General features: G+C 42.7%; 23 protein-coding genes. 10 read left to right on the top strand and 13 right to left on the bottom strand.

What is annotated here, in order from left to right; translation table 11 throughout:
• Positions 1-7: 7 nt before the first annotated feature.
• From ACFQZS_RS10210 to typA, 6 genes are all read right to left on the bottom strand, one after another.
• Positions 8-772 carry a TylF/MycF/NovP-related O-methyltransferase gene (locus tag ACFQZS_RS10210; RefSeq protein WP_377099848.1) on the bottom strand — a complete coding sequence of 255 codons (765 nt, stop codon included), beginning with the start codon at positions 770-772 and terminating at the stop codon, positions 8-10.
• Positions 753-1,901: a glycosyltransferase gene (locus ACFQZS_RS10205; protein WP_377099846.1), complete on the bottom strand. Its 1,149-nt coding sequence runs from the start codon at positions 1,899-1,901 to the stop codon at positions 753-755. The genes ACFQZS_RS10210 and ACFQZS_RS10205 overlap by 20 nt, the downstream gene beginning before the upstream one ends.
• On the bottom strand, positions 1,901-2,587 hold the full coding sequence (locus ACFQZS_RS10200; protein ID WP_377099844.1) for a class I SAM-dependent methyltransferase: 687 nt from the start codon (positions 2,585-2,587) through the stop codon (positions 1,901-1,903). The genes ACFQZS_RS10205 and ACFQZS_RS10200 overlap by 1 nt, the downstream gene beginning before the upstream one ends.
• Before the next feature lie 42 nt (positions 2,588-2,629).
• On the bottom strand, positions 2,630-3,394 hold the full coding sequence (locus ACFQZS_RS10195) for a LamG domain-containing protein (protein WP_377099842.1): 765 nt from the start codon (positions 3,392-3,394) through the stop codon (positions 2,630-2,632).
• A gap of 68 nt (positions 3,395-3,462) precedes the next feature.
• Entirely contained in the window at positions 3,463-4,221 is a 759-nt protein-coding gene (locus tag ACFQZS_RS10190) for a hypothetical protein (RefSeq protein ID WP_377099840.1), read from the bottom strand.
• A gap of 184 nt (positions 4,222-4,405) precedes the next feature.
• Positions 4,406-6,214, bottom strand: coding sequence for a translational GTPase TypA (gene typA / locus ACFQZS_RS10185; protein ID WP_377099838.1), 1,809 nt, complete (start codon positions 6,212-6,214; stop codon positions 4,406-4,408).
• A gap of 180 nt (positions 6,215-6,394) precedes the next feature.
• On the opposite strand from typA, the gene ACFQZS_RS10180 reads away from it, so the two are divergent.
• Together ACFQZS_RS10180 and ACFQZS_RS10175 are read left to right on the top strand one after the other, a co-directional pair.
• Positions 6,395-6,550 carry a FeoB-associated Cys-rich membrane protein gene (locus ACFQZS_RS10180; RefSeq protein WP_377099836.1) on the top strand — a complete coding sequence of 52 codons (156 nt, stop codon included), beginning with the start codon at positions 6,395-6,397 and terminating at the stop codon, positions 6,548-6,550.
• A gap of 58 nt (positions 6,551-6,608) precedes the next feature.
• Positions 6,609-9,956 (top strand): glycosyltransferase, encoded by a 3,348-nt coding sequence (locus tag ACFQZS_RS10175; RefSeq protein WP_377099834.1) that lies wholly within the window; start codon positions 6,609-6,611, stop codon positions 9,954-9,956.
• 94 nt (positions 9,957-10,050) lie between these two features.
• On the opposite strand, the gene ispF is transcribed toward ACFQZS_RS10175, so the two are convergent.
• Positions 10,051-10,533 carry a 2-C-methyl-D-erythritol 2,4-cyclodiphosphate synthase gene (ispF, locus tag ACFQZS_RS10170; protein WP_377099832.1) on the bottom strand — a complete coding sequence of 161 codons (483 nt, stop codon included), beginning with the start codon at positions 10,531-10,533 and terminating at the stop codon, positions 10,051-10,053.
• A gap of 5 nt (positions 10,534-10,538) precedes the next feature.
• Positions 10,539-11,702, bottom strand: a complete 1,164-nt coding sequence (porV, locus tag ACFQZS_RS10165; protein WP_377099830.1) for a type IX secretion system outer membrane channel protein PorV — start codon at positions 11,700-11,702, stop codon at positions 10,539-10,541.
• Positions 11,703-11,943: 241 nt separating this feature from the next.
• Here porV and ACFQZS_RS10160 point away from each other — a divergent pair, with 241 nt between their 5' ends.
• Positions 11,944-13,596 carry an SUMF1/EgtB/PvdO family nonheme iron enzyme gene (locus tag ACFQZS_RS10160; RefSeq protein WP_377099828.1) on the top strand — a complete coding sequence of 551 codons (1,653 nt, stop codon included), beginning with the start codon at positions 11,944-11,946 and terminating at the stop codon, positions 13,594-13,596.
• A gap of 84 nt (positions 13,597-13,680) precedes the next feature.
• Here ACFQZS_RS10160 and ACFQZS_RS10155 read toward each other — a convergent pair whose 3' ends face one another.
• A complete protein-coding gene (locus tag ACFQZS_RS10155) occupies positions 13,681-13,962 on the bottom strand; it encodes an ATP-dependent Clp protease adaptor ClpS (RefSeq protein WP_377099826.1) in 282 nt (93 codons plus the stop codon).
• Between the two features lie 40 nt (positions 13,963-14,002).
• Positions 14,003-14,539 carry a dCTP deaminase gene (gene dcd / locus ACFQZS_RS10150; RefSeq protein ID WP_377099824.1) on the bottom strand — a complete coding sequence of 179 codons (537 nt, stop codon included), beginning with the start codon at positions 14,537-14,539 and terminating at the stop codon, positions 14,003-14,005.
• A gap of 75 nt (positions 14,540-14,614) precedes the next feature.
• On the opposite strand from dcd, the gene ACFQZS_RS10145 reads away from it, so the two are divergent.
• The 5 genes from ACFQZS_RS10145 to ACFQZS_RS10125 all read left to right on the top strand — a co-directional run bounded on the left by ACFQZS_RS10145 (position 14,615) and on the right by ACFQZS_RS10125 (position 17,696).
• Complete coding sequence (locus tag ACFQZS_RS10145; RefSeq protein ID WP_377099822.1) at positions 14,615-15,253, top strand: 4'-phosphopantetheinyl transferase family protein; 639 nt, start codon at positions 14,615-14,617, stop codon at positions 15,251-15,253.
• A gap of 3 nt (positions 15,254-15,256) precedes the next feature.
• Positions 15,257-15,976, top strand: coding sequence for a lipoyl(octanoyl) transferase LipB (lipB, locus tag ACFQZS_RS10140; protein ID WP_377099820.1), 720 nt, complete (start codon positions 15,257-15,259; stop codon positions 15,974-15,976).
• 82 nt (positions 15,977-16,058) lie between these two features.
• Positions 16,059-16,466, top strand: a complete 408-nt coding sequence (gene parS, locus ACFQZS_RS10135; RefSeq protein WP_377099818.1) for a type II RES/Xre toxin-antitoxin system antitoxin — start codon at positions 16,059-16,061, stop codon at positions 16,464-16,466.
• Positions 16,463-16,924, top strand: coding sequence for an RES family NAD+ phosphorylase (locus ACFQZS_RS10130; protein ID WP_377099817.1), 462 nt, complete (start codon positions 16,463-16,465; stop codon positions 16,922-16,924). Before parS ends, ACFQZS_RS10130 begins: the two co-directional genes overlap by 4 nt.
• Positions 16,925-16,988: 64 nt before the next feature.
• A complete protein-coding gene (locus ACFQZS_RS10125; RefSeq protein WP_377099815.1) occupies positions 16,989-17,696 on the top strand; it encodes an SGNH/GDSL hydrolase family protein in 708 nt (235 codons plus the stop codon).
• Positions 17,697-17,750: 54 nt separating this feature from the next.
• Here the strand turns inward: ACFQZS_RS10125 and ACFQZS_RS10120 are convergent, their stop codons facing one another.
• Together ACFQZS_RS10120 and ACFQZS_RS10115 are read right to left on the bottom strand one after the other, a co-directional pair.
• Positions 17,751-19,865, bottom strand: coding sequence for an LruC domain-containing protein (locus ACFQZS_RS10120; protein WP_377099813.1), 2,115 nt, complete (start codon positions 19,863-19,865; stop codon positions 17,751-17,753).
• Positions 19,866-20,011: 146 nt separating this feature from the next.
• On the bottom strand, positions 20,012-21,439 hold the full coding sequence (locus ACFQZS_RS10115) for an L-serine ammonia-lyase (protein WP_377099811.1): 1,428 nt from the start codon (positions 21,437-21,439) through the stop codon (positions 20,012-20,014).
• A gap of 126 nt (positions 21,440-21,565) precedes the next feature.
• Here ACFQZS_RS10115 and ACFQZS_RS10110 point away from each other — a divergent pair, with 126 nt between their 5' ends.
• Both ACFQZS_RS10110 and ACFQZS_RS10105 read left to right on the top strand, forming a co-directional pair.
• On the top strand, positions 21,566-22,021 hold the full coding sequence (locus tag ACFQZS_RS10110; protein ID WP_377099810.1) for a DUF5684 domain-containing protein: 456 nt from the start codon (positions 21,566-21,568) through the stop codon (positions 22,019-22,021).
• Complete coding sequence (locus tag ACFQZS_RS10105) at positions 22,021-22,401, top strand: DUF2752 domain-containing protein (protein WP_377099808.1); 381 nt, start codon at positions 22,021-22,023, stop codon at positions 22,399-22,401. The genes ACFQZS_RS10110 and ACFQZS_RS10105 overlap by 1 nt, the downstream gene beginning before the upstream one ends.
• Here ACFQZS_RS10105 and ACFQZS_RS10100 read toward each other — a convergent pair.
• Positions 22,362-23,099 carry an RDD family protein gene (locus ACFQZS_RS10100; protein ID WP_377099806.1) on the bottom strand — a complete coding sequence of 246 codons (738 nt, stop codon included), beginning with the start codon at positions 23,097-23,099 and terminating at the stop codon, positions 22,362-22,364. The genes ACFQZS_RS10105 and ACFQZS_RS10100 overlap by 40 nt on opposite strands.
• Positions 23,100-23,138 lie beyond the last annotated feature (39 nt).

The following is a 23,138-nucleotide window of genomic DNA, read 5'->3' as shown; positions in this document are numbered from 1 at the left end:
GGTAAAACTAATATTTTATACCAATGCGCCCGGTGTAGTCTATCCGGTTTAGCAATAACGGTAATTTGTGTTTTGCAATATATTCGTCAACTGCTTTGCGAGCGCCCTCCCAATGTCCATAATCATCTATAATTATAACGCCGCCCGGTACCAGTAACGCGTAAAGATGCTCCAATTCATGTTTGGTACTTTCGTACCAGTCGGTATCCAGGCGCAACAATGCTATCTTGCCGGGCAGGGTTTGCGGTATAGTGTCTTCCACTTTGCCTTTTACATAGTGTACTTTTTCTGTGGGATATTTAAGCGTACCCACGTTTTTCTGCACTTCGTCTAAAGCGGAGTAGCACCAAACGGAGGTAGCATCCTCTCTAACGCTGTTGTCTAACAAAACATCAGCCGCGGTTCCGCTTAGTTCTTTGTCGTGCTCTGTCGGTTCAGACATTCCTTCAAAAGTATCGTATAGATACACGTTGCGGCTGGTATCGCCCGCTTTCATCAGCGTGTCAATAGCCGCCATTGTACTGCCGCCGCGCCATACGCCACACTCTACAAAATCACCTTCAATATTATTTTTAACCAGGTAATTTACCGCGTTACACAATGATGCTATCCGCTCGGGTGTAGTCATGGTATAGGTTTTTACCTTTTGGTAAGTTGCAACAGTCTCGTTATCAAAATCGGCAGGCAGACCGTTCTTTATCAACCGCTCATCTGGCTTTACCAGATCATACCCAAATTTCTTTAATGTGTTTCTAACCAGTTGTCTCAACATTGTACTTATTTTCTTTTATGGCCTGCCTAAGCAGGGCCGCTAATGTATTTATCCTGTCGTTCATTTCATAATTTTTGCGAATGTGCATGGCCTCTTTAGCGCCAAGGGCGGCGGCAAGCTGCACATTTTCTGCAATTTTAGTCATAAATTGCGCCATGCCTTTTACGTCATGCTCGGGTACCAGGTAGCCCGTTTCGCCATTTATTACCGCTTCATTTATTCCGGCGTGTTGCGTGCTAACAATAGCAAGGCCCGAGGCTCCTGCTTCTAATATGGTGTTAGGTGTCCCTTCTTTATCGCCATCGGCAGCAGTAACGGAGTGCTGAACAAAGCAACGCATACGCTGCATTAAAGCTTGTATCTCATTTTTTGAAAGCACACTGGTAAAGGTTATTCTGTCTAATAGATTTAATTGCGCGGCCAATTCCTTTGTTTGTAAAAGCAGCGGACCGTCGCCCACCATCCACAAACGGGCATCTGTTACCTTCTTTGAAAGTATAAAAAACGCTTCAACTACCGATAAAGGCGACTTTTTCGCTACAAAACGCCCAACTGATAAAAAATCAACTTTAGATGCATTAACATCCGCTATTGAAAAAAGCGAGGTATCAACCCCGTACGGGTTCAGCACCACTTTTTCGGGCGGAGCACCAAGCTCCTTTAACGTCTTCGCCATTTCTGCTGATACGGCAACTACGGTACTTGCATATTTAAACATGCTACTGTACAAATCTTTGTACTTGTTAACCGTTCCCTGATGATGCGCATCTGCCCCGTGAAAATGAACTACCAAAGGCACGTTGGCTAACTCGCAGGCCTCAGTTACCATCGCGCCAACCATGCCATACTCTGCAAGTACTACATCAATCTTTTGGCGCCTTAAATATTTGCTTAGTGCCTTCGTTCTAACACCAATTTGCTGATTTTTAAATAAGCGTTTTTGTATCAGGTAGCTTATTAAGCCAAAAACAGATCTAACCAAAAACTTATCTTCATGATCATAAACCGGGAAGGCGCCTCCGTAAAGCACTTTCTTGCTGCCCGGCAGCCTGTCTATATGTGCTTGTATAAAGGTTTCAGAAAACGCGTCCTTATTAGGCTTTATGATGCATAAGTTAAGATCTTCCATTAAACGGATGGCTTTTGAGCTATCACTACGTATAAGGAAGCATCCCTATCGCGTTGCTTCTGCGAGTTCATTTTATTGAACAGCCTTATTTTAAGCTGCATAACAAAAGCAAAAGGTGGTACCAAAAACTTTGGCAACTTGTTGATGATAGCATCCTGCAACAATTGCAAACCGCTTGCCGCAAGGCCCATTATGCCATGAAAAGATTTCACTGAAAACCCTGAATCTTCAACCGTTTTACGTAAGCCGGCACTCGTCCAACGCCAGTAATCGTTTGGGGTTGGGTGATAATACCAATAACCGTGCGTGGTTAATATAATGGAGCCGCCCGGTTTTAATATGCGCAGCGCTTCCATTAAGTAACCAGAAGGTGAATCAACATGTTCCAATACCTGGTTAGACAATACAATGTCGACATAATTATCAGGCAGGGTTGTTTTGCTATCAAAATCAATGTGATGCTCTGCTTTGGGGTTCATCTCCAGATCTACTCCTAAATATTTGCCCACATGGGGTTCAATAACCGAACGGTAAGGCATATCGCCACAACCAAAATCAACAAGTAACAGATCTTTTTTGTCTGCCGTTAGTTGATGGATAGTTTTTAAAGTAGCATCACGTAAATGCGTAAGATGCACATAACGCGGGTGAAATAAAGAGGGTTGCAGGCGATCGTTACCTTTCATCCGGCTAATTTACTTCTTTATTCTATTATGACAGATCAACAATTAATTTTTATGGGTAAACAATGTTTTAACCTGAGCAGGAGTTAATAGCCTGTTGTAAATTCTTATATCGTCTAATGATCCATTAACAAAATATCCATCGAAAGATGCTGATGGATCGTCGCGACCTATATACAGGTTCGCGTTTATATCCGGATTTGGCGAGGGGAAATTATTCTTGATCACAATATCCAATTCTCCATCTATATAAATGGTAAACTCTTTTGTCAAAACTTTATAAGTGCTGGTAATCATATGCCACTGATTAAGTCCAACGGCTTTAGTCCCCCTTTCTGTAACGCTGCTACCACCTGGACCAAAGGTTACTATTCCTACTGTGGTTATACTCCCCAACCCGGCAACACCCCAAGCCCAACCATTATCATTTCCTGTAACGTGTTTGCTCAATACATTATTACCAAAAGAAGGTCTGTATTCTTTTAAGTTTACCCAGGCATTTAAACTAAAATCGGTGTTGTTTAACCTCAACTCGGGTTTGTCAGGAACAACCAAATAACTTGAAGTGCCATTAAATGAAAAGGCAGAGTTTGCTTTCCCAAATCTGTCAGTAGTTGCAGTTACGTTCGCGTAATATGATACATCATTTTTTCTGCCTGAAGAATCAACACCACTGTTATTAAACTGATAGTATGCTATCAATCCCACTTTTAAGCTATCTGTAGTGGGCTGAACTACCGGACTGGTTTTTTTACAAGAGGATGCTGCAGCGAAATATAATACAACAACAGCCAGTAATATTTTTTTCATGATAAGCTTAGTTTTTATTGACGTAAATATAAAAACATTAACCTTAACCTACTGTAAAATAAGTGCTGCTAAAAGTGCTTTTTATAAACTATCAGATAGTTAGTTTTTGCAACGGTATCTTTATACCATAGCTTAAGCGAATCGGCCGTTAATTTTTCTACTATGTATGATTTTTCCCAGCGTTTTCCTTTATCTAATACCAGGTTGCAATCGGGCTGTGCTATACCCCAGGTGCCTTTAAATGTACTTGTGTTGCTTAATAATTCGTAACCTGCGTCAGTATTAAATTTTATATAACCTGATGGATAAGTTACCTGCCTGTTGCTAACTCCCGAAGCGTCGTAATCAACTGTGCGCGTTTCAATATTATTCCACCTGTATTCCAAATTGTTCATATTAGGGCAACTGGCTGTTGCAAAATGCAATGTAGTAGTTATGGCACCTACGCGCTCCGTAATAATCAACGAATCGGCTGTTAATTTTTTTACCTGGTAATTATGTTGAACACCTTTTAAAGGCTTAAGTACAAAATTACAGTTATCATCAACCATCCACTTTCCCTCCGTTGGCTCGGTATCGCCAAAAAGTTTATAGGTAGCATTAAAGTTAATGCTGAAATAACCATAGGCGGGAATAATGGTTGTTTTTTTTGCGCCGGCTTCCTGATTTTCAATACGGGTATAAATGGCGGCCCATTTTTTCTGGTAGTATAACGTAGAGTTGCGCAGGCAAATATCTGTATCGGCAACTGCCTTTAACTCCTTTTTACAGGCGCTAAAACAAATACACAGCAGCACTAAAAGAAAAAAAATATTCCTTTTTAACATTAGGGGTATTAATCAACAGTGCTAATATACAGCGTTTTATTTTAAATAAAATAAAAAAAGCCCCGGTTAGGAGCTTCTTTTTATCATTTTTTCAATAAGATTGAAGATTAGAGATTAAAGAGTTGTGCATGTCACTATGCAACCAATCTTGAATCTTCAATAACCAATCTTTCTTTTTTTTACGTTACGACTGGAATTTCTTAGCGTTTATTTTCCGTTCGTTCTCGTTAAGGAATATTTTACGCATGCGGATGCTTTGAGGTGTTACCTCAATGTACTCATCGGCCTGTATATACTCCATTGATTCTTCTAACGAAAATTTGATAGCAGGTGCTATACGTACGTTGGTATCGCTACCAGATGCGCGCATGTTGGTTAACTGCTTGCCTTTGGTTAAGTTAATAACCAAATCGTTATCGCGTATATGCTCGCCTAATACTTGCCCTTCGTAAATATCAACTCCCGGATCAACGTGAAAACGACCGCGATCTTGTAATTTATCTATAGCGAAAGCGGTTGTTTTACCGGTATCCATTGATACCAATACACCGTTTGAACGACCCGGAATCTGGCCTTTCCAAGGCTCGTATGCTTTAAAGCGGTGAGCCATAATAGCCTCGCCACCTGTAGCGGTTAATACGTTATTACGCAAGCCGATGATACCACGTGCAGGTATTTCAAACTCAAGGTGTTGTAAGTCGCCTTTAGGCTCCATTATTAACAGGTCGCCTTTGCGTTGGGTTACCAACTCAATTACTTTACCCGCAACATCGCCCGGTACATCAACAGTTAAAACCTCTACCGGCTCACATTTAACACCGTTAATTTCTTTAACAATAACCTGTGGCTGGCCTACCTGTAACTCGTATCCTTCGCGACGCATGGTCTCTATCAATACGGATAAGTGAAGAATACCACGACCGTATACCAGGTATGAATCAGGCGACTCGGTTTCTACAACTTTCAACGCCAGGTTTTTCTCCATCTCTTTGTACAACCTGTCGCGCAGGTGACGTGATGTTACAAACTTGCCCTCTTTACCAAAGAAAGGCGAAGTGTTGATGGTGAACAACATGTTCATGGTAGGCTCATCAATATGGATAACTTCCAATTGCTCCGGTTTTTCAAAATCGGCAATGGTATCACCAATATCAAAACCATCAATACCTACAACGGCACAAATATCGCCCGCGCTAACTTCGGTAGCTTTAACTTTACCTAAGCCTTCAAAAGTATATAGTTCTTTTATCCTTGATTTTTGGATAGTACCATCGCGTTTTACCAATGATACCGGCATGTTCTCTTTGATAACACCACGAGCTACACGACCGATAGCGATACGACCTACGAATGAAGAATAGTCTAAAGACGTGATCTGCATTTGCAAAGTACCTTCGCTAATTGGCGGCGGTTGGATGTTTGCTATAATAGCATCCATCAACGGGAAAATATCTTCGGTTGGTTTTTTGTAATCTGTGCTCATCCAACCTTGTTTTGATGAACCGTAAATTACCGGGAAATCCAGTTGATCTTCAGTAGCATCAAGGTTGAAGAATAATTCAAAAATTTGCTCATAAACCTCTTCAGGGCGGCAGTTCTCTTTATCAACCTTATTTACAACCACAATTGGTTTTAAGCCTAAAGCCAAAGCCTTTTGAGTTACAAAACGGGTTTGCGGCATAGCACCTTCAAAAGCGTCGCAAAGTAATAATACGCCATCAGCCATTTTCAATACACGCTCAACCTCACCACCAAAATCGGCGTGACCAGGAGTATCAATAATGTTAATTTTAGTCCCCTTGTATACTACAGATACGTTTTTTGAAACAATGGTGATACCACGCTCACGCTCCAAATCATTATTGTCAAGTATAAGCTCACCAGTTTCCTGGCCTTCGCGGAAAATTGCACAGCTGTGCAGAATTTTATCAACCAAAGTAGTTTTGCCGTGGTCAACGTGTGCGATGATCGCAATGTTTCTTATATTTTGCATGAAATGCCTTTAAAATTTGGCGCAAAGGTAAGGTTAATTTACTGTATTAAAAAGCTTTTGGTGCTTTTAGTAAGTTACTTAACTTCAGCACAAAGTAAAATTAACCTCCAATACAACATATCACTGCTTCATTCGTATATTATTCAAGCACGTATATAATTATTAAGTATTTTTGCAGCAATGAATATTCAAACCATATTAGTAATTGTTTTGTTTGCCGGAGCCCTGTTTTACATTGGCAGAATGGTATATAAAAACGTTTTCACTAAAAAAAGCTGTGGCGGCAACTGCAAGTGCGGTGTTGATTTTTCGGGCGTTGAGCCTGAAAATAAGTGAGATCCTTCGGTTGTCTGTTGGTTTTTATTTAATCTTTTTAATCTGATCCTTTAACTTAATGCGGCATAAACAAATTTTTCAGGCTGACACACCCGAGAGATGGAATCGTTTTAAATGGATAAGCCGTGTAATATTGGTTGTATTGGTTATTGGAGCCATTGCTGCGGCCATAACCGTTACCTCGCAAAGCTATCCAGAACTCCCCAATCTTAACCCTGCCCCCAAACGCATCAGCGACGAAGACCTGGAGGCGCTAAAAAAATCAGTCCGTTATAAAGATTATAAAATAGACAAGCGGCGGCTTGAAATGCTGGAAGCCAAACGCCGCAGTCAGCTTAAGCACGCTAATAATAAAGAACGTATAAACGCGGCATTTTACCGCGAGTGGGAAACACAGGCTTATAACTCCTTAAAAGAAAACATCAGTCAGTTAGATATGGTGGTGTCTGAGGGATTTTTTATAAAACCCGACGCTGATACCATAGAGGCGCGTATTGATACCGGCTTATTGCATATTAACAAAAAATACAAAAAGCCCATCGTTGTTTCTATATCCAACTACGTTAATTACGACAACGTACGCGGCGATTTTGACGTAAAGGATGTTGTTCGCATTACATCAAACGCGGCGCTACGCAAAGTTTTCATCAACAGCCTTGTAAAACAGCTTAAAAAATACAGCCTGCGCGGTGTAAACCTTGATATTAATAACCTGCCCGACAGGAACAATGGTGCATACCGCACTTTTCAGGAAGATCTTTATAACACCCTTCACCCCCTGGGTTTTTTGGTTACACACAATGTAATTCCGGATGATGACCGCTATGATCTGAGGCATTTACAGCGCTTTAATGATTATATTTTCGTTATGGCGATAGATCAGCATACCGAAGAGAGTAATGCCGGCGATATATCACATCAGCACTGGGTAGAAGAGCAGTTAGACCGGGTTTGCGAGATAGTGCCGAGCGAGAAGGTAATACTAACCATTGCCGGAGGAGGTGTTGACTGGCCTAAAAACAGTTTCGGCACATCCATTGGCTACCAGGCAGCAGTGAGCATTGCACAGCAGTACCAAAGCAAGGTTATTTATGATCGCCTATCGGCTAATCTGCACTATACCTATACCGGCCAGGACAGCCTTCAACATACCGTGTATTTTGTTGATGCTGCAGCTAATTTCAATATTATGCGCATGGCCGATGATTGGGGCACCGCCGGCATTGCGTTATGGCGCTTAGGTGCAGAAGACCCGCGTTTGTGGAAGTTTTTTCAGAAGAATCTGGCATTGGCATCATTGAAAAAAACCGGCTTTGATATTAGCCAGTTAGATAATGTAGCCCTCAATAATAAAATAGATTATACCGGCAACGGCGAGGTGCTTGAAATTATAACCACCCCATCCAGAGGCAAAATAAACCTTAAGATGGATACGGTGAATTATGCCTTTACCGACCAGGCTTACATAAAATTACCCACCAAATACGTAATTAAAAAGTATGGCTATAAGCCCGGTAAAGTAGTTTTAACATTTGATGACGGCCCCGACCCGGACTTTACTCCGCGTATTTTAGAAATTTTGAAAAGGGAGAATGTGCCCGCTTCGTTTTTTGTGGTAGGTGCCATGGTTGAAAAAAACATGCCCCTTTTTAAGCGCATTTATAACGAGGGGTATGAGATAGGCAACCACACCTACCTTCATCCGGATATTTCAAAAGTTAGTTTAGACAGGGTTATACTGGAGTTAAACGCCACCCGCAAATTAATTGAATCTGTAACCGGTCACAGCACTATACTTTTTCGCCCGCCATTTAATGCGGATGCCGAGCCACAAACGTTGGATGAGGTTATCCCGGTTGCCGAAAGCCGCAAACAAAATTATATAACCATAGGCGAATCAATTGACCCACGCGATTGGGAAGTAGGCGTTACAGCGCAACAAATAATTGACCGTACAAAGCAAGACTTTGATAAGGGATCGATGATATTACTGCACGACGCAGGCGGAGACACACGCGAGGCTACCGTGCAGGCGCTGCCTGAGATCATTCGTTTTTATAAATCAAAAGGGTATGAATTTACTACCATTGCCGACATTTTAGGTAAAACCAAAAAAGAACTGATGCCGCCGATACATGATGATGCCGACAGCGGCATTATTGGCTGGTTTTACGACGCGGTTGTTTTTGGACTATTCTTTGGCAACTGGTTCTTGTTTTATATTTTTCTTTCGGCCATATTCCTGGCTATTGGGCGCATTGCCCTGATTGGGATATTAGCGGTGAGGCAACACGCTGAAAATAAGAGCCACAAAAGAAAAAGCAATGCCGAACAGGTGCCTGTTAGCATTATAGTACCTGCCTACAACGAAGAGGTTACCGCTGTTAAAAGCTTAAATAGCCTGCTCAATACTGATTATCCCGTTTTTGAGATTATTTTTATTGATGACGGATCAACAGACAATACCTATAAGGTAGTTAATGAAGCTTATGGCAATCATCCGTTGGTTACCATATTAACCAAACCTAATGGTGGCAAGGCATCAGCATTAAACTTTGGCATAAGTCATGCCAGGTATGATTTCACGGTTTGTATTGATGCAGATACGCAGTTGAAAAACGATGCCGTGCATCATTTAATGACCTATTTTACCGATGATGAGATAGGTGCCGTAGCCGGAACCGTTAAGGTGGGTAACGAGAACAACATTATAACCAAATGGCAGGCTATTGAGTATATAACGGCGCAGAATATGGACCGCCGCGCTTTTGATCTGATCAATAGCATTACCGTTATTCCGGGTGCAATTGGCGCGTTCAGAAAATCGGCCATAGAGGAAGCAGGCGGATTTACGTCAGACACGCTGGCTGAAGATTGCGACCTTACCATGCGGATTTTAAAATGTGGCTATATAGTACGCAATGCCGCGGAGGCTGTTGCCTATACCGAAGCCCCCGAAACATTGGAAGGTTTGCTGAAACAGCGCTTTAGATGGAGTTTTGGCGTGATACAAAGTTTCTGGAAAAACCGAAAAGCGTTATTCAACAAAAAGTTCAAATCGTTCGGAATGGTAGGGATGCCTAACATTCTCATCTTCCAGATAATATTGCCGCTATTCTCTCCGCTTGCCGACCTGATGATGATATTTGGCTTATTAGGCGATAAGCCCGAAAAAATATTAACGTATTACGGCTTGTTTGTTTTGATAGACTTTATTGTTTCAATAATAGCTTTCAGGATGGAGAAGGAAGATTACCGTAAACTGATCTATATTATTCCGCAACGCTTTATATGGCGGCAGTTAATGTACTACATCCTATTCAAAGCCATCCGTAAAGCGCTAAAAGGCGAACTAAATGCCTGGGGCGATTTGAAACGGACAGGGAATGTTAAGGCTGGTGAGTAGTTGCGGGAAGATTGGTTATAGAAGATGGGTTGTTGAAGATTAAAGATTGGGCCATTTAAGTCGGGATTTATAATCCGCATACGATATCACGAAACTAAACTCGCTCTATCAGGCAGGTAGCATAAGCCACAACACCCTCTTGCCTGCCAATAAAACCCATACTTTCATTAGTAGTGGCTTTTATAGAGATATCATCTTCGTCAATACCTGCGGCTGAGGCAATATTCTTCTTCATTTGCGGAATATGCGGATTGATCTTGGGGGCCTCTAAACACACCATGGCATCAATATTACCTATACCCCAGCCTTTTTCTTTTAAAAGTTCAAGCACGTGCTGCAGCAGTATCAAGCTGCTTATGCCCTTCCAGCGATTATCTGTGTTAGAGAAATGAAAGCCTATATCGCGCAGGTTTGCCGCGCCCAGCAATGCATCGCAAATGGCATGCAGCAACACATCAGCATCTGAGTGTCCGTAGGCACCGGAGTGGTGTTCTAATTTAACGCCTCCTAAAATAAAAGGATGCTCTTCTTTTAGCTGGTGTACATCAAACCCAAATCCAACACGAATCTTCCCCATTCTATTTATTTCTTATTGCCAAAGCTAATTCCAAGCGATATTCTAAGCGTATTGGCTAACGGACTGTTTTTTTGGTTGGCCGCCAGGTAAGAAAAATCAAATCTGTAAATATCATACTTAAGGCCCACACCTAATGTGGCGTACTGCCTGCCGCCTTTTTGCGGGTTTTCATAAAAATAACCGGCTCTTAACGCAAATTGCTGATTGTACCAGTACTCCAGGCCTGATGATATGCTTACTTCCCGCAACTCCTCTTTAAAACCACCCGGCGCATCGCTAAACGAGCCGAAGATACCCGACGAAACCGACACATTATCATCGCGGCCGGCTACAATAAAGCCATTAGCATCGCGCAGCGGGGGTGTTGGCACAAGCAGTTTGTTAAAATCAACCGTTGCGGTTAACTGGCTGTAATCGTCAATGTTCCAGGTATCTGCAACGCCTAATTTTAAGTTGGTAGGCAAAAAGTACGACGGGCCGCCTTCTGAATATTTGACCTTTGTACCTATGTTAGAGATATTGGCACCGAATGAGAAGATACCATCTGTACCAAACTGTTCCATTGGTTTTTTATAAAATAAAGATACATCGGCAGCAAATGCGTTAGCCGGCTTTATTCCCTGCGTAGCTCCAGTAGAGAAAGATGCATTTGAAAGATCTGAATGGATGAAACGCATGGTTAAACCCAACGAAAAATTATCGCCAAACTTACGCGCCAGAGAAGCATCAATTGAATATTCATTAGGGCGATAGGTTCCCTGATTAAGCTGATTATTGTCCACTAACTGTATAGCGCCTAAGTTAAAATATCGTACAGAAGCACCTATAACATTCCTTGCATCCAGCTTATGTGCAAAACTAAGGTATGATAAACTTACATCGGGCACCAGGCGCCTTAACCAGGGGCTGTATGACGCGGCAACACCAAAATCATTTTCAATAAATGCCAGTTTAGAGGGGTTCCAAAAATTTGAATTGGCGTCGGGTGATATAGCTACACCTGCCTCGCCCATAGCGCCCGAGCGGGAGTCAGGGGCAATATTTAAAAAAGGTACCGCGGTTGGAAGTGCGCCGAAACCGCTGCCATCGGTATTGGTTTGAGCGCTTACACTTGCCGGCAACATTGCCAGCATGTATAAAACGGCTACCGCCCCTATAAAAAACTTCATTCGCTACAGATTTAAATTAACGGATAAATATAATGGAATTAAATGCTATCAGCTACAAGATTTTTTTTATTCTGATAGCACATTTGCAACATCTTGCGGGCAAATAGCGTTAAAGCCATTACATATAAAAACGTAATAAGGGGTTGCAAAATTTTTGATTAGTTTTTTACTTTAAAATAATTAAATTTACCCCTTATATAGATTATTAGTTATTCCCCTGTAATATATACTTCGTAAAAATATGAAATTACCTTTTACTCGTACTGCTTTAGCGCTGTTGGGTTTAGCAATGTTAGCAAGCAGCTGTAGTAAACAACGATCTGATAAAACGGGTATTCCTTATAACGACAAAAAATTCGGATATCAAAGATTCCGCCAAACCCACCCTGCTCCGGGCCCTGGCCTTGTTGCTATTGAAGGTGGTACATTTGTGTTAGGCGGCAGCGCAGATCAGGACATTACATTTGAATATAACAATGTGCGCAGAAGGGTAACTATACCCGCGTTTTATATGGATGAGGCCGAAGTTTCTAACCAGGATTGGTTGGACTATCTTTCATGGATCAGAACTTCTTTTCCCGGCGACCACGAACTTTACTATAATGCGCTGCCAGATACTTTGGTTTGGCGCAGGCAGTTATCATACAATGAGCCTTATGTAAACAACTATCTGCGTCACCCGGCATTTCAGGATTATCCGGTTGTTGGTGTTACGTGGGAGCAAGCGCAGGAATATTGCCAATGGCGTACCGACCGCACTAACGAGTTTATTTTACAGGAACGCGGAATTTTATTGAACCCACGCGACAAAAAGAACCGCCAGCTTTTAGCTAATAACCCCGACGCGCAAAAAACAACGTTTAATACAGACCTGTACCTTAACAACCAGGTTAGGGGAGTTGGTGTTGATGGTAAACGCATGCCTGCCAATTTAAACCCTGTAGCTGATCCAAATGCTCCATTAGGAAGCAATCAGAAACAAGTTAGGCCTGTACGTGTAGAAGATGGGATTTTAAAACCCGCTTACCGCCTGCCTACCGAAGCAGAATGGGAGTACGCGGCTGTTTCGCTTAACGGTAATACACAATTTGAAAATATAAACGACGGTAAAGTTTATCCATGGAATGGGTTAGGCGTACGCTCGCCTGATAAAGCAACCCGTGGCTTAATTTTAGCCAACTTTAAACGTGGCAACGGCGACAACGCCGGTGTTGGCGGATATTTGAATGATAAAGCGTTTATTACTGCGCCTGTAAGGTCATATCAACCCAATGATTTCGGTTTATACAACATGGCAGGTAATGTTAACGAGTGGGTTGAAGATACCTACCGCCAAATGTCATTTGAAGATGTTGACGCATTTAACCCTTTTAGAGGAAACCAGTTTAGCGACAAACGCCTGGCCAACGCCAGTACCGGCCAATATGCCAAAGATAAATATGGCCGCCCTATAAAGGACCCTGCAAAGTCGCAGAAAAAAATGAGCTATGCAGAACTTGTAGCATCGCAACGTGCTGATAGCCTGGCTAACGTAGCTGCTGCTACCGGCAGGCCTGCTGCTGCAACACAAGGGCAGGGAGTTCCATTTGTAAATAAAGACCCACTGGCAGGCAAGCCTTATAATGCGGATGCCCGCGGTTTCAGAGATACTGTTAATGCCAGCTTATATGGTGTAACCACCTTGGTTAATGACCGCTCTAAAGTATACAAAGGCGGCTCGTGGAATGATATGGCCTACTGGTTAAACCCGGCTACCCGCCGTTTTATGGACCAGGGTGATGCCAGCGCCGAAGTAGGTTTCCGCTGCGCGATGGATCTGGTTGGCGCTCCGGAAATTAATCCGGCAGGCAAACCACATTTTAGTGTGAAGAAACCTAAAACTTCCGGCAGATAAGAAAGGGAAATTAAATTATAAAAGAAGAGGCCGCATTATAGCTAATGCGGCCTCTTCTTTTATAATGTCTGTATGTTGTACCGGTTAATCCACTGAAACCGTAAGTCCTTCTTGCTGTAAAATTTTTCTATAGATCTCCATTTCTGTAAAAGAGCCTTCTAACACCGCGCATTTTCCCTCGTTGTGTACCTTCCATGCTATTTTGCCGGCCTGGCTTTCGGTATAATCAAGGTATTTCATCATGCAGTGTATTACATGATCAAAGGTGTTAAAATCATCGTTCCATAATATTAAACGATGCATTTCTTTTAATCCGGCCAGCAGTTCTTCCAGCGTAAAGGTTTCTTCTTGTGTTTGAGTGGGCATGCAGGAAGCAAATTTACTCAAAAAGCCCCAAAAAACCGCATTAAAACGTATTCTTCCACATCATGCTCTCAACAGGCCGGGTAGAAGGGTTTACGTATTTGGCGTTTATTTTCTGACTGTAACTTGTTTCAACGTCGCCATCCACTACAAAGTAGATAAGTTGCCCTATCGGCATGCCCGGATAAATACGCACCGGCTGCATGCAGGATATTTCAAGTGTCCATGTATTGCAAAAGCCTACATCGCCTTTACCTGCCGTAGCATGTATATCAATACCCAAACGCCCTGTGCTTGATTTTCCTTCTAAAAACGGAATATGCTTATGGGTCTCTGTATACTCAACAGTCACCGCTAAATAAAGCGTGTTGGGCTGCAAAACAAAGCCCTCTTTAGGTATCTCAAAAGCGTCTATCTCATTATGTAACCGGGCATCAAGCGCGCGGTTACGGTAGGTAGCCATATGCTTACCTAAATGCACATCGTAGGAGTTTGAACCGAGGCACTCCCGTTTAAAAGGTTCAATTACAATGTTTCCGTTGTCAATTTCTTCGAGAATGCGCTTGTCTGATAAAATCATTGGGGTAAGGATGATTGCGGGTTAAAATTAGAATTAATTAACATAAGTTTGCCATGCTTTTTGCAATTTTACTTTATGGCCATAGCATACCGCCAACGGATTGATGATGATACTGAGTTTGCACTCTGGAAAATTGAAGAACAAGCTGATGAACTATATCAGCAACTACAGCTTAACGACGAAGAGAAGGCATTTGTAGAGGGTATAAGTAGCGGTAAGCGACACCTGCACTGGCTGGGTACCCGCGTTCTGCTGCGCAAGATGCTGAACACAGAAGAATATATTGATTGCCGGATAGATGAGCATGGCAAACCCTATCTTTATACGCTCCCCTATCATATATCTTTAAGTCACTCTTTTGACTATGCTGCTGTAATGATAAGCAGGAAAAGCCCTGTTGGTATTGACGTTGAACAGATAAAGCAAAAAGTGGAGCGCATTGCTCATAAATTTATGCGCCCCGCCGAGCTTGGTTTTATTGATGACAAACATAAAATTGAACAGTTATATGTTTGCTGGTGCGCTAAAGAAGCTGTTTACAAATGCTACGGACAAAAAGAAGTATCATTTGCCGACGATATTTCATTACAGCCTTTTAAGTTGGCCGACAAAGGGCTTGTAGAAGCGCTGTTGCAAAAAGGCAACGTTAATATTAATTATACGGTAGGCTATCTGCAATACGAAGACTACATGATAGGATATGTAAAGGGATGAGTGATGCAGAACAAAAAAGTTGAAGTGCAGGATTGGGGATTAATGGATTACAAAGCGGCCTGGGATAAACAGGAAGCTACATTTGCTGATACCATTGCCATAAAAACTGCTATCCGCAACCGTGAACCTAAAACTGACAGCGACCCTACCCTAGATATAACGCCTAACTACCTTATTTTTTGCGAGCATCCGCATGTTTATACTTTGGGTAAAAGTGGTAAACCCGAAAACCTGCTGCTTGATGAAAGTGGCCTTGAAGAAAAGCATGCCAGCTTTTACCCCATAAACCGGGGTGGTGACATAACCTACCACGGACCCGGGCAATTGGTGTGTTACCCTATATTGGACCTGGATAATTTTTTTACAGACATACATTTATATCTGCGTACGCTGGAAGAAGCCATAATACTTACTTTGGCAGATTATGGTTTAACTGCCGGCCGTTACCCCGGCTACACCGGCGTGTGGTTTGATGCGGATAACCAACGTGCCCGTAAAATATGTGCCATGGGAGTGCGTTGCAGCCGCTGGGTAACTATGCACGGTTTAGCGCTTAATGTTAACAGCCAGCTTGATTATTTTAAAAATATAGTACCCTGCGGAATAGACGACAAAGCGGTAACATCAATGCAGCAGGAACTGGGCCGCCAGGTTGACCTGAAAGAGGTGCAACAAGTGCTGCAGCAACATATTGCTCAACTATTTAAGATGCAGCTGGCCTAATTTAAGTTTAATAAAACTTTTTTTGATAATACTTGCTTATTTTAGACAAGTGTCGTAAATTTGATGACAGATGTCAAAAGATATGAGCAAAGTAAAAAAATATCCAATTGGCGATGACGACGCCTTTGATCTGGCCAATATGGTTAGAGAGGGCGTACCCTATCCTTATTTTACCAGGCTTTCTACTCAAATCAATTTCGGTTTTGAGGAGTGGTCATCGTATCTGCATCTTTCTGAACGCACAATTCAGCGTTATAAAAAGGAAAAAAAATCCTTTGATCCCATCTACTCTGAAAAAATATTACAAATTGAATTGCTCTATAAAAAAGGCATTGATGTTTTTGGCGTAGCCGATAATTTTTATACCTGGATGGATACCAAAAGCATAGCTTTAGGTGGCGTAAAGCCAAAAGATATGCTGGATACCTCTTTCGGCATAACCCTAATTTATGATGAACTGGGGCGTATTGAACATGGCGTATTTGCATGATTGTTTACCGGCTTAGCAAGCAAGCGTATATTAATGACCTATCGGGTTACGGGGCCGAGAAAACCGGCGGGCGCTGGAACAGCAAAGGTATCCCGGTTTTATACACGGCAGCATCGCGGGCATTAGCTGTGGTTGAAATAGCGGTGCACGTGCCAATGGGCATTATACCTACTGATTATTACCTGGCCGTAATTGAGATACCTGATAAAGCAAGCATCCCCCGGGTAGAAATTGCGGATCTGCCTGCCAACTGGCACACAAATCCTTTTACAAAAATTACTCAATTAATTGGCGACAACTTTATTAAAAGCAACAAGCATTTAATGGTGCAGGTACCATCGGCAACAGTCGCAGGCGACCATAACTACCTTATCAACCCCCGCCATCCCGACTTTAAAAATGTGCGCATAAAAAGTATTGATGCATTTGAGTTTGACTTGCGGCTATTTAAGAAATAAAGCCTTAGGTAGCCGAACATCCAATGTGGCATGCTTTTCGTATACTTAATATATGGGAGGTGCTATGAAAACAATTTTTTCTTTTCTATTATTAGTTATAGCCTTAAGCGGATGTGCTAAAAAAAGTGAATTCGACGATCCAATTGATCCTAATGGGTTATATATAAACCCTACCGCTAAATACCTGGCTCTGGGAGATTCGTATACTGTGGGGCAATCTATACCACTTGACCAATCTTTCCCTTACCAGCTAACACGCTTGCTTGGCAGGGAACAAACAGGCGATCCGACAATAATTGCCGCAACGGGCTGGACAACAACTAACCTTATATATGCGATAGATGGCAGTGGCGTACTTGATAAGAAATTTGACGTCGTAACCCTACTTATAGGTGTAAATGACCAATATCAGGGCGTAAGTGCTACTACTTACAGCAACAATTTCACTAAACTGCTCAATACCGCTATATCATTTGCGGACAATAAGCCCAAGCGGGTTTTTGTACTCTCTATACCCGACTATAGCGTTACGCCTTATGCTGCATCATCTGACAAAGCGCAGATTGCTGCTCAGATAGACCAATTTAACGCTATCAATAAGCAAATAACGCTGGCAGCTGGTGTAAGCTATCTTGATATAACTGATATATCCCGAAAAGCAAATCAAGATGCGGATCTGATTGCAGGCGATGGCTTGCACCCCTCTGCTAAAATGTATAGCCTTTGGATGGAAAGATTAGAACCACTGGTAAGGTCTGCCTTATCGCAATAAAAAAAGCCACCCTTTTGCAAGGGCGGCTTAAAACCTCATCTATCTACTATCTAATTATTTACTGTAAATGTTTCCGGTATTGCGGTATCCTGCAGCTGTACTGGTGTACCAGTCGGTATAACTTGTACCTCCAGATGCAGCCCAATCATTAAAATGCAGGTAGGTAGCACTTATATTAGCACCCTCTATAGGGTAACTAAAGCCCTCGCTAAAGCTAATGCCCCATGGCAAATTCTCTTTGGTTTGGTAGTACCTGCCCTGGGCCGCAACAGAGTTATCGTCGCCTTGCCCTAACAGGCTGGCTGTTGCCTTGTCTGTTGGTGCGTATCCAGGCAAGTGCGCTTCATACCCGCGCCGCATATTACTTATCAGGAAGGGGTTAAACGCTGTAGCGGTTAAGGTTGACGAGGCTACCGGTGTTCCAAACTTAACAACAACAGTGGCCGTGCCGCCATTGGTAACCTTATCCTTATCTGTACGTGTGTTTACAAAGAAAGAATTGTCGGGATTTTTGATCAGCAGGTCCGGGTTATCAAACGGAATGATAACCGCCTTGCTTTGCCCGGCTTCTACCCCATTTGCAGCAAAAGTAATGTAAGGCGCGGTTGACTGTAGTTGCCCTGTTACCCCGGTAACGGCGGACGCTGCCACAGGCAATTGCACCCCAAATCCATTTTTAAACGATGCACCTGTTGCCGCTACTTTATATTCTCCTTTTAACTCAACAACCTGGTTAGATGCGTTGCTTGTAAACGCGTAACGATAATTAACTACAAGGTCGTTCAGGTCATAATCGCCTTTGCTTGGCCAGTTATCCTCAAAGGCCAGGGTTGCCATTTTACTTGCCGATGGATAATAGCTGATATACGCCTTAGTTCCATCGTTAGGGAATGCATCCAATTCATCCAAAACCCCATCGCCATCGCTGTCGCCGCCATTATCAATTACAGCAACGCCCGAGTTAGAAATGGCTGTTATAGGGTTTGATGTAGCGTAGAATACCAGATCGTTAAAATCATTATCTGATCCTCCGTTTTGCCGGTTTTGGTCTTCAAAGCCTAACAGGTACAATTTATGCACATCATCGTACAGCATAACAGTATGCTTACGTAATGCCGCTGTGTTTTCAGGGTTAAATTCGTCCTGGGTGAAAAATTTAGTGCTAAGTGTATTTACACCACTGCCTGTCCACGCGTTCTGCATCAAAACAAAGCCAATTGTGGTGCCTGCATCAAATGTTCCTATTTTAACTTTATCACCCGATTTTAAACCACCGCCTGATCCGTTGGCAGATGCGTTAGGAAATATGTAAGTTATTTTATCAATACCTCCCAAAAGTGTACCTCCGCCGGTAGAACTTGGCGGCGATCCGGTTTTGTAAGTATAAAAGCCTAAGGTGTTTTGAAAACCGGCCCCTTCTGATACAAACGTTATCCATACATCGGCTCTGGCGGTTATATTAATAACCCTGGTGGCACTATTGCTTAAATATTCAGGGTGAAGATTAGGAACAGTCTGGCTTTCTGGCAGCGAAGCATTAACGTAGGAGAGCAAAGACGCGTCTATTACATCTGCCGTAGTTTCCAGGTAAGCCGGTTTACCCTGGTTGGTTGGTGTGGTAAACGCGTTAGCGCTTGTGTAACCGGTTGGGTAAACATAATCTATCCCCAGCAAGCCGTTAACCTGCCTGCCTCCATTTGACGCAGGTGCTACAGGTGCATCATTTATAGCATCGGGCACTACATCGCCGCTGTAGCCAGCCTTGCCGCCTATAACTGCCGTAGCCGCATTGTTATTCAAGCTGACCGTTACATTGCGAATTAAGCCAACATAGGCAGGATCAACAATTAACCTGGTATAATATGCCGGAACATTAATAGTTGCGGTAATTTTACCCGTAGCGTCGCTAACACCTCTAAAAATAGCGGCATCAGCACTGGTATTATCCGTTGCATAAACGCTTAGCACCACGCCTTTAAGTGGCCCGTCGTTGTTATCACGCAACGTGATATTAACCGTTACATTTTTTGAACTTGAAAAATTAAATCCATCAGGCGCTGCCTTATTTACAGTTTCCGGAGGATTTGGGGGGATCTGAGTACTTTTTCGGCATGATACAATACTACCTGCTATTGCAACAGCCATCATTAAGGATGTCAGTTTTCTCATAATACTTTTAGTTAGTAAGCAGAAATTATACTTACTTTAAAAGCAATTAGTTTCAAACCATCTTGTTCATTTTTAAGCGCAAAAAGCGGAAGATAGACGCTTAAAACTTTTAGGAATTAACTTTAGAGAAATAAAAACATGTTCCCCTAACACTCGGGCAAGCTTAGCGGAATATTGACGGCGAGGCCACCATCAGAAGTTTCTTTGTACTTAACATTCATGTCCTGCGCGGTTTGCCACATGGTTTTAACAACGGCATCTAAACTTACTTTGGCCTTATCGGGGTTGCTTTGCAAAGCCAGCTGCGATGCCGTAATGGCCTTTATGGCGCCCATGGTGTTACGCTCTATGCAGGGCACCTGCACCAAGCCGCCTATGGGGTCGCAGGTCATGCCTAAATGATGCTCCATGGCTATCTCGGCAGCCATTAATACCTGCCGCTGCGATCCGCCTAAACGCTCTGTAAGCGCGGCCGCGGCCATTGCTGACGATACACCTATTTCGGCCTGGCAACCGCCCATAGCAGCTGATATAGTGGCTCCTTTTTTGAAGATGCTGCCTATTTCTGAAGCGGTAAGCAAAAACTTTATAATATTATCATCATTAAAGCCATCACAAAAAACGATATAATATTGCAGCACAGCCGGAACCACCCCCGCCGCCCCGTTGGTTGGCGCGGTAACTACACGACCGAAAGAAGCGTTTTCTTCGTTAACCGCCAGGGCAAAACAACTTACCCAATCCAGTATACTATGAAAGCTATTGCCGGTTTTTCTGATGGCGCTTACCCATTCCTTATAATTGCCGTAAGTCTTGTTACCTATCAGGCGTTTATTCAGTTCGGCAGCGCGGCGGGCAACATTAAGGCCCCCGGGCAAGTAGCCGCCTGTATGGCATCCACGGTACATACACTCCGCCATAGCATTAAAAATTGCCAGCACGCCATCGCGGGTTTCCTTCTCGCTGCGCCAGGCCAGCTCGTTTTCCATCACTACGTCTGATATTTTCAGTCCGGTTTTAATACACCAGTGAAGCAGGTTGGCAGCCGTATCTATCGGGAAGGGCAGATCCACTTCCGGTTTGGCGTTTCCCTCCCCGCCTTCCGTAACCACAAACCCACCACCTATTGAATAATAAGTTTGCGAAATAGCTTTACCATCTGATAACAAGGCCTGAAAAGTTACCGCGTTAGGATGAAAGGGAAGGCTTTCGTTATAAAGAAACAAAAGGTCTGTTTCAACATTAAAAGATATTTGTCTTTTCCCGCCAAGTACGAGCGTATGTTCGGAGCCAATTTGGTTGATCTCCTCTTCAATCTTATCAACCGGGAAAGTTACCGGGTCAAAACCGCACAGGCCGAGTAAAACGGCAATGTCTGTTCCGTGGCCCTTACCCGTTTTTGCCAGTGAGCCGTAGAGCAATATTTTTATACCGTCGACTAATGAAAGTGTGCTTTTGCTTTCCAACAATTGCACAAATTTCTGTGCAGCACGCCAGGGCCCAAGGGTATGCGAGCTTGACGGCCCAATACCCACCTTAAACATATCAAAAACAGATATTTGTTCGCGCTGCATTTACAAATTAAGTAATAAAGAATGACACGTATACTTTAATAAAACCAACAACAGATGTTTGGATTTTATTTTTTTATATTGCATTTAATTAATTTAAACCCATAACCCTTTCTATCTTATCATTTTATGAACGACTACGATTATTCTTCAAGTGCCGCGAACCCAGGTGTGTTAGCCGCAATTTTTGGCGTTATCTTTATTCCTTTTCTTATCATTTGGATAATTTCTGTAATAGGAAAATGGAAAATATACGAAAAGGCCGGTAAACCAGGCTGGGCGGCAATTATTCCCATCTACAACTATATAGTGTTACTGGAGATTGTTGGCAAACCAGTTTGGTGGATAATTTTATTGCTGGTTCCATGCGTAAACATTGTAATTCTTATCTGGCTGGTTAACTTATTGGCTAAAAGTTTTGGTCAAAGCGAAGGATTTACAATTGGCCTTTTGATACTACCGATGATATTTTATCCGATACTGGGTTTTGGTAATTATCCTTATTTAGGACCATCAGCAAGCGAAGCAAAATTTGCCGGTATGCCTCCGCATGATTCTTTTAATCCCAACCCGCCACAGGTTTAATGGTTATAGTTTCTGCCATTATAAATATATCCCGCAGTCAACCGCTTTTTATTAGCTGGCTGCGGGATCATTTACTTCCCTGTCCATTCAAATATTTCACCGGTTTAGATTGCCCGGGCTGCGGCTTTCAGCGATCTGTGCTGGCACTAATGCAGGGCAATTTAAGCGAAAGTTTCCGCCTTTATCCGGCAACCATTCCCTTGCTTCTCTTCATCATCTATACCCTGGCCGACAGATTTTTTAAGCTGGATACCGAAAAAGGCCTGCTCAAAAAAAGTTTTTTTGTAATAGTTGGTTGGCTGGTACTGATAAGCTACGGGTTTAAGCTATGGCATATTGCTTACGATAAATCGGCAGCGCTTGCGGTAGCTACAATATGATTATAGTCTTTAATAAGCGTTTGTAAAAACCGCATGTCGTCCATATTGGTCTCAACATTCAATACCTGCTTTAGCTTGGTGGCGGTGTTATATAAAATAACGCTATTGCCTGATTGTATGTAGCTGGCCAATACCTCGTGTATCAAAGCTACATCTTTATCGGTTAGCTGTACTGCCTCTGCAAAAACCGGCGTATAATTTTCATCTTCGGGCGGTGTAAATGCAATATCACGCATTTTAGTACCCTGGCGGGTACTTATCAAAGTAGTGCCCGCTACCATGTCGCCTACGCGTTGATTTTTTTCGCTTACCGCGGCTGATATTAGTCCGCAAAGGCTTGCTGTAAGCGAAAAATCGACAATCCTGAATAACCATCGCAACATATATTGCCCAACAGATGGCCTTCCGCCGTCAAGACTTATAACTTTGATCTTCATGATCTTTTTGCCAATGCTTTGTCCGTTCATAAAGATCTCGCAGAGCAGATCATAAAAAACATAAAGCACAAGGAAAATCACAATAGCTATTATAGCCCCTACATCTTCCAAATGGCTCATTATACCGGCAATAACAGCCGCCATAATAATTACAAAAAACAACAGGCCATCAAGTATGCGGGCTATTATGCGCGGCCCAACGCCGGCTACTTCATAGTCAATGTCTATATTCTGTGAGGTTGTGATACGGATAGTTGGCATTGCGATAAATTTATTAGCTGAATATTCAATAAATAGTTG

The organism is Mucilaginibacter calamicampi (assembly GCF_042676765.1).
In the GTDB taxonomy this organism is placed as follows: Bacteria; Bacteroidota; Bacteroidia; order Sphingobacteriales; family Sphingobacteriaceae; genus Mucilaginibacter; species Mucilaginibacter calamicampi.
Note: the sequence above shows the minus strand (reverse complement) of the source record. Positions and strands in the feature narration are given on the sequence as shown.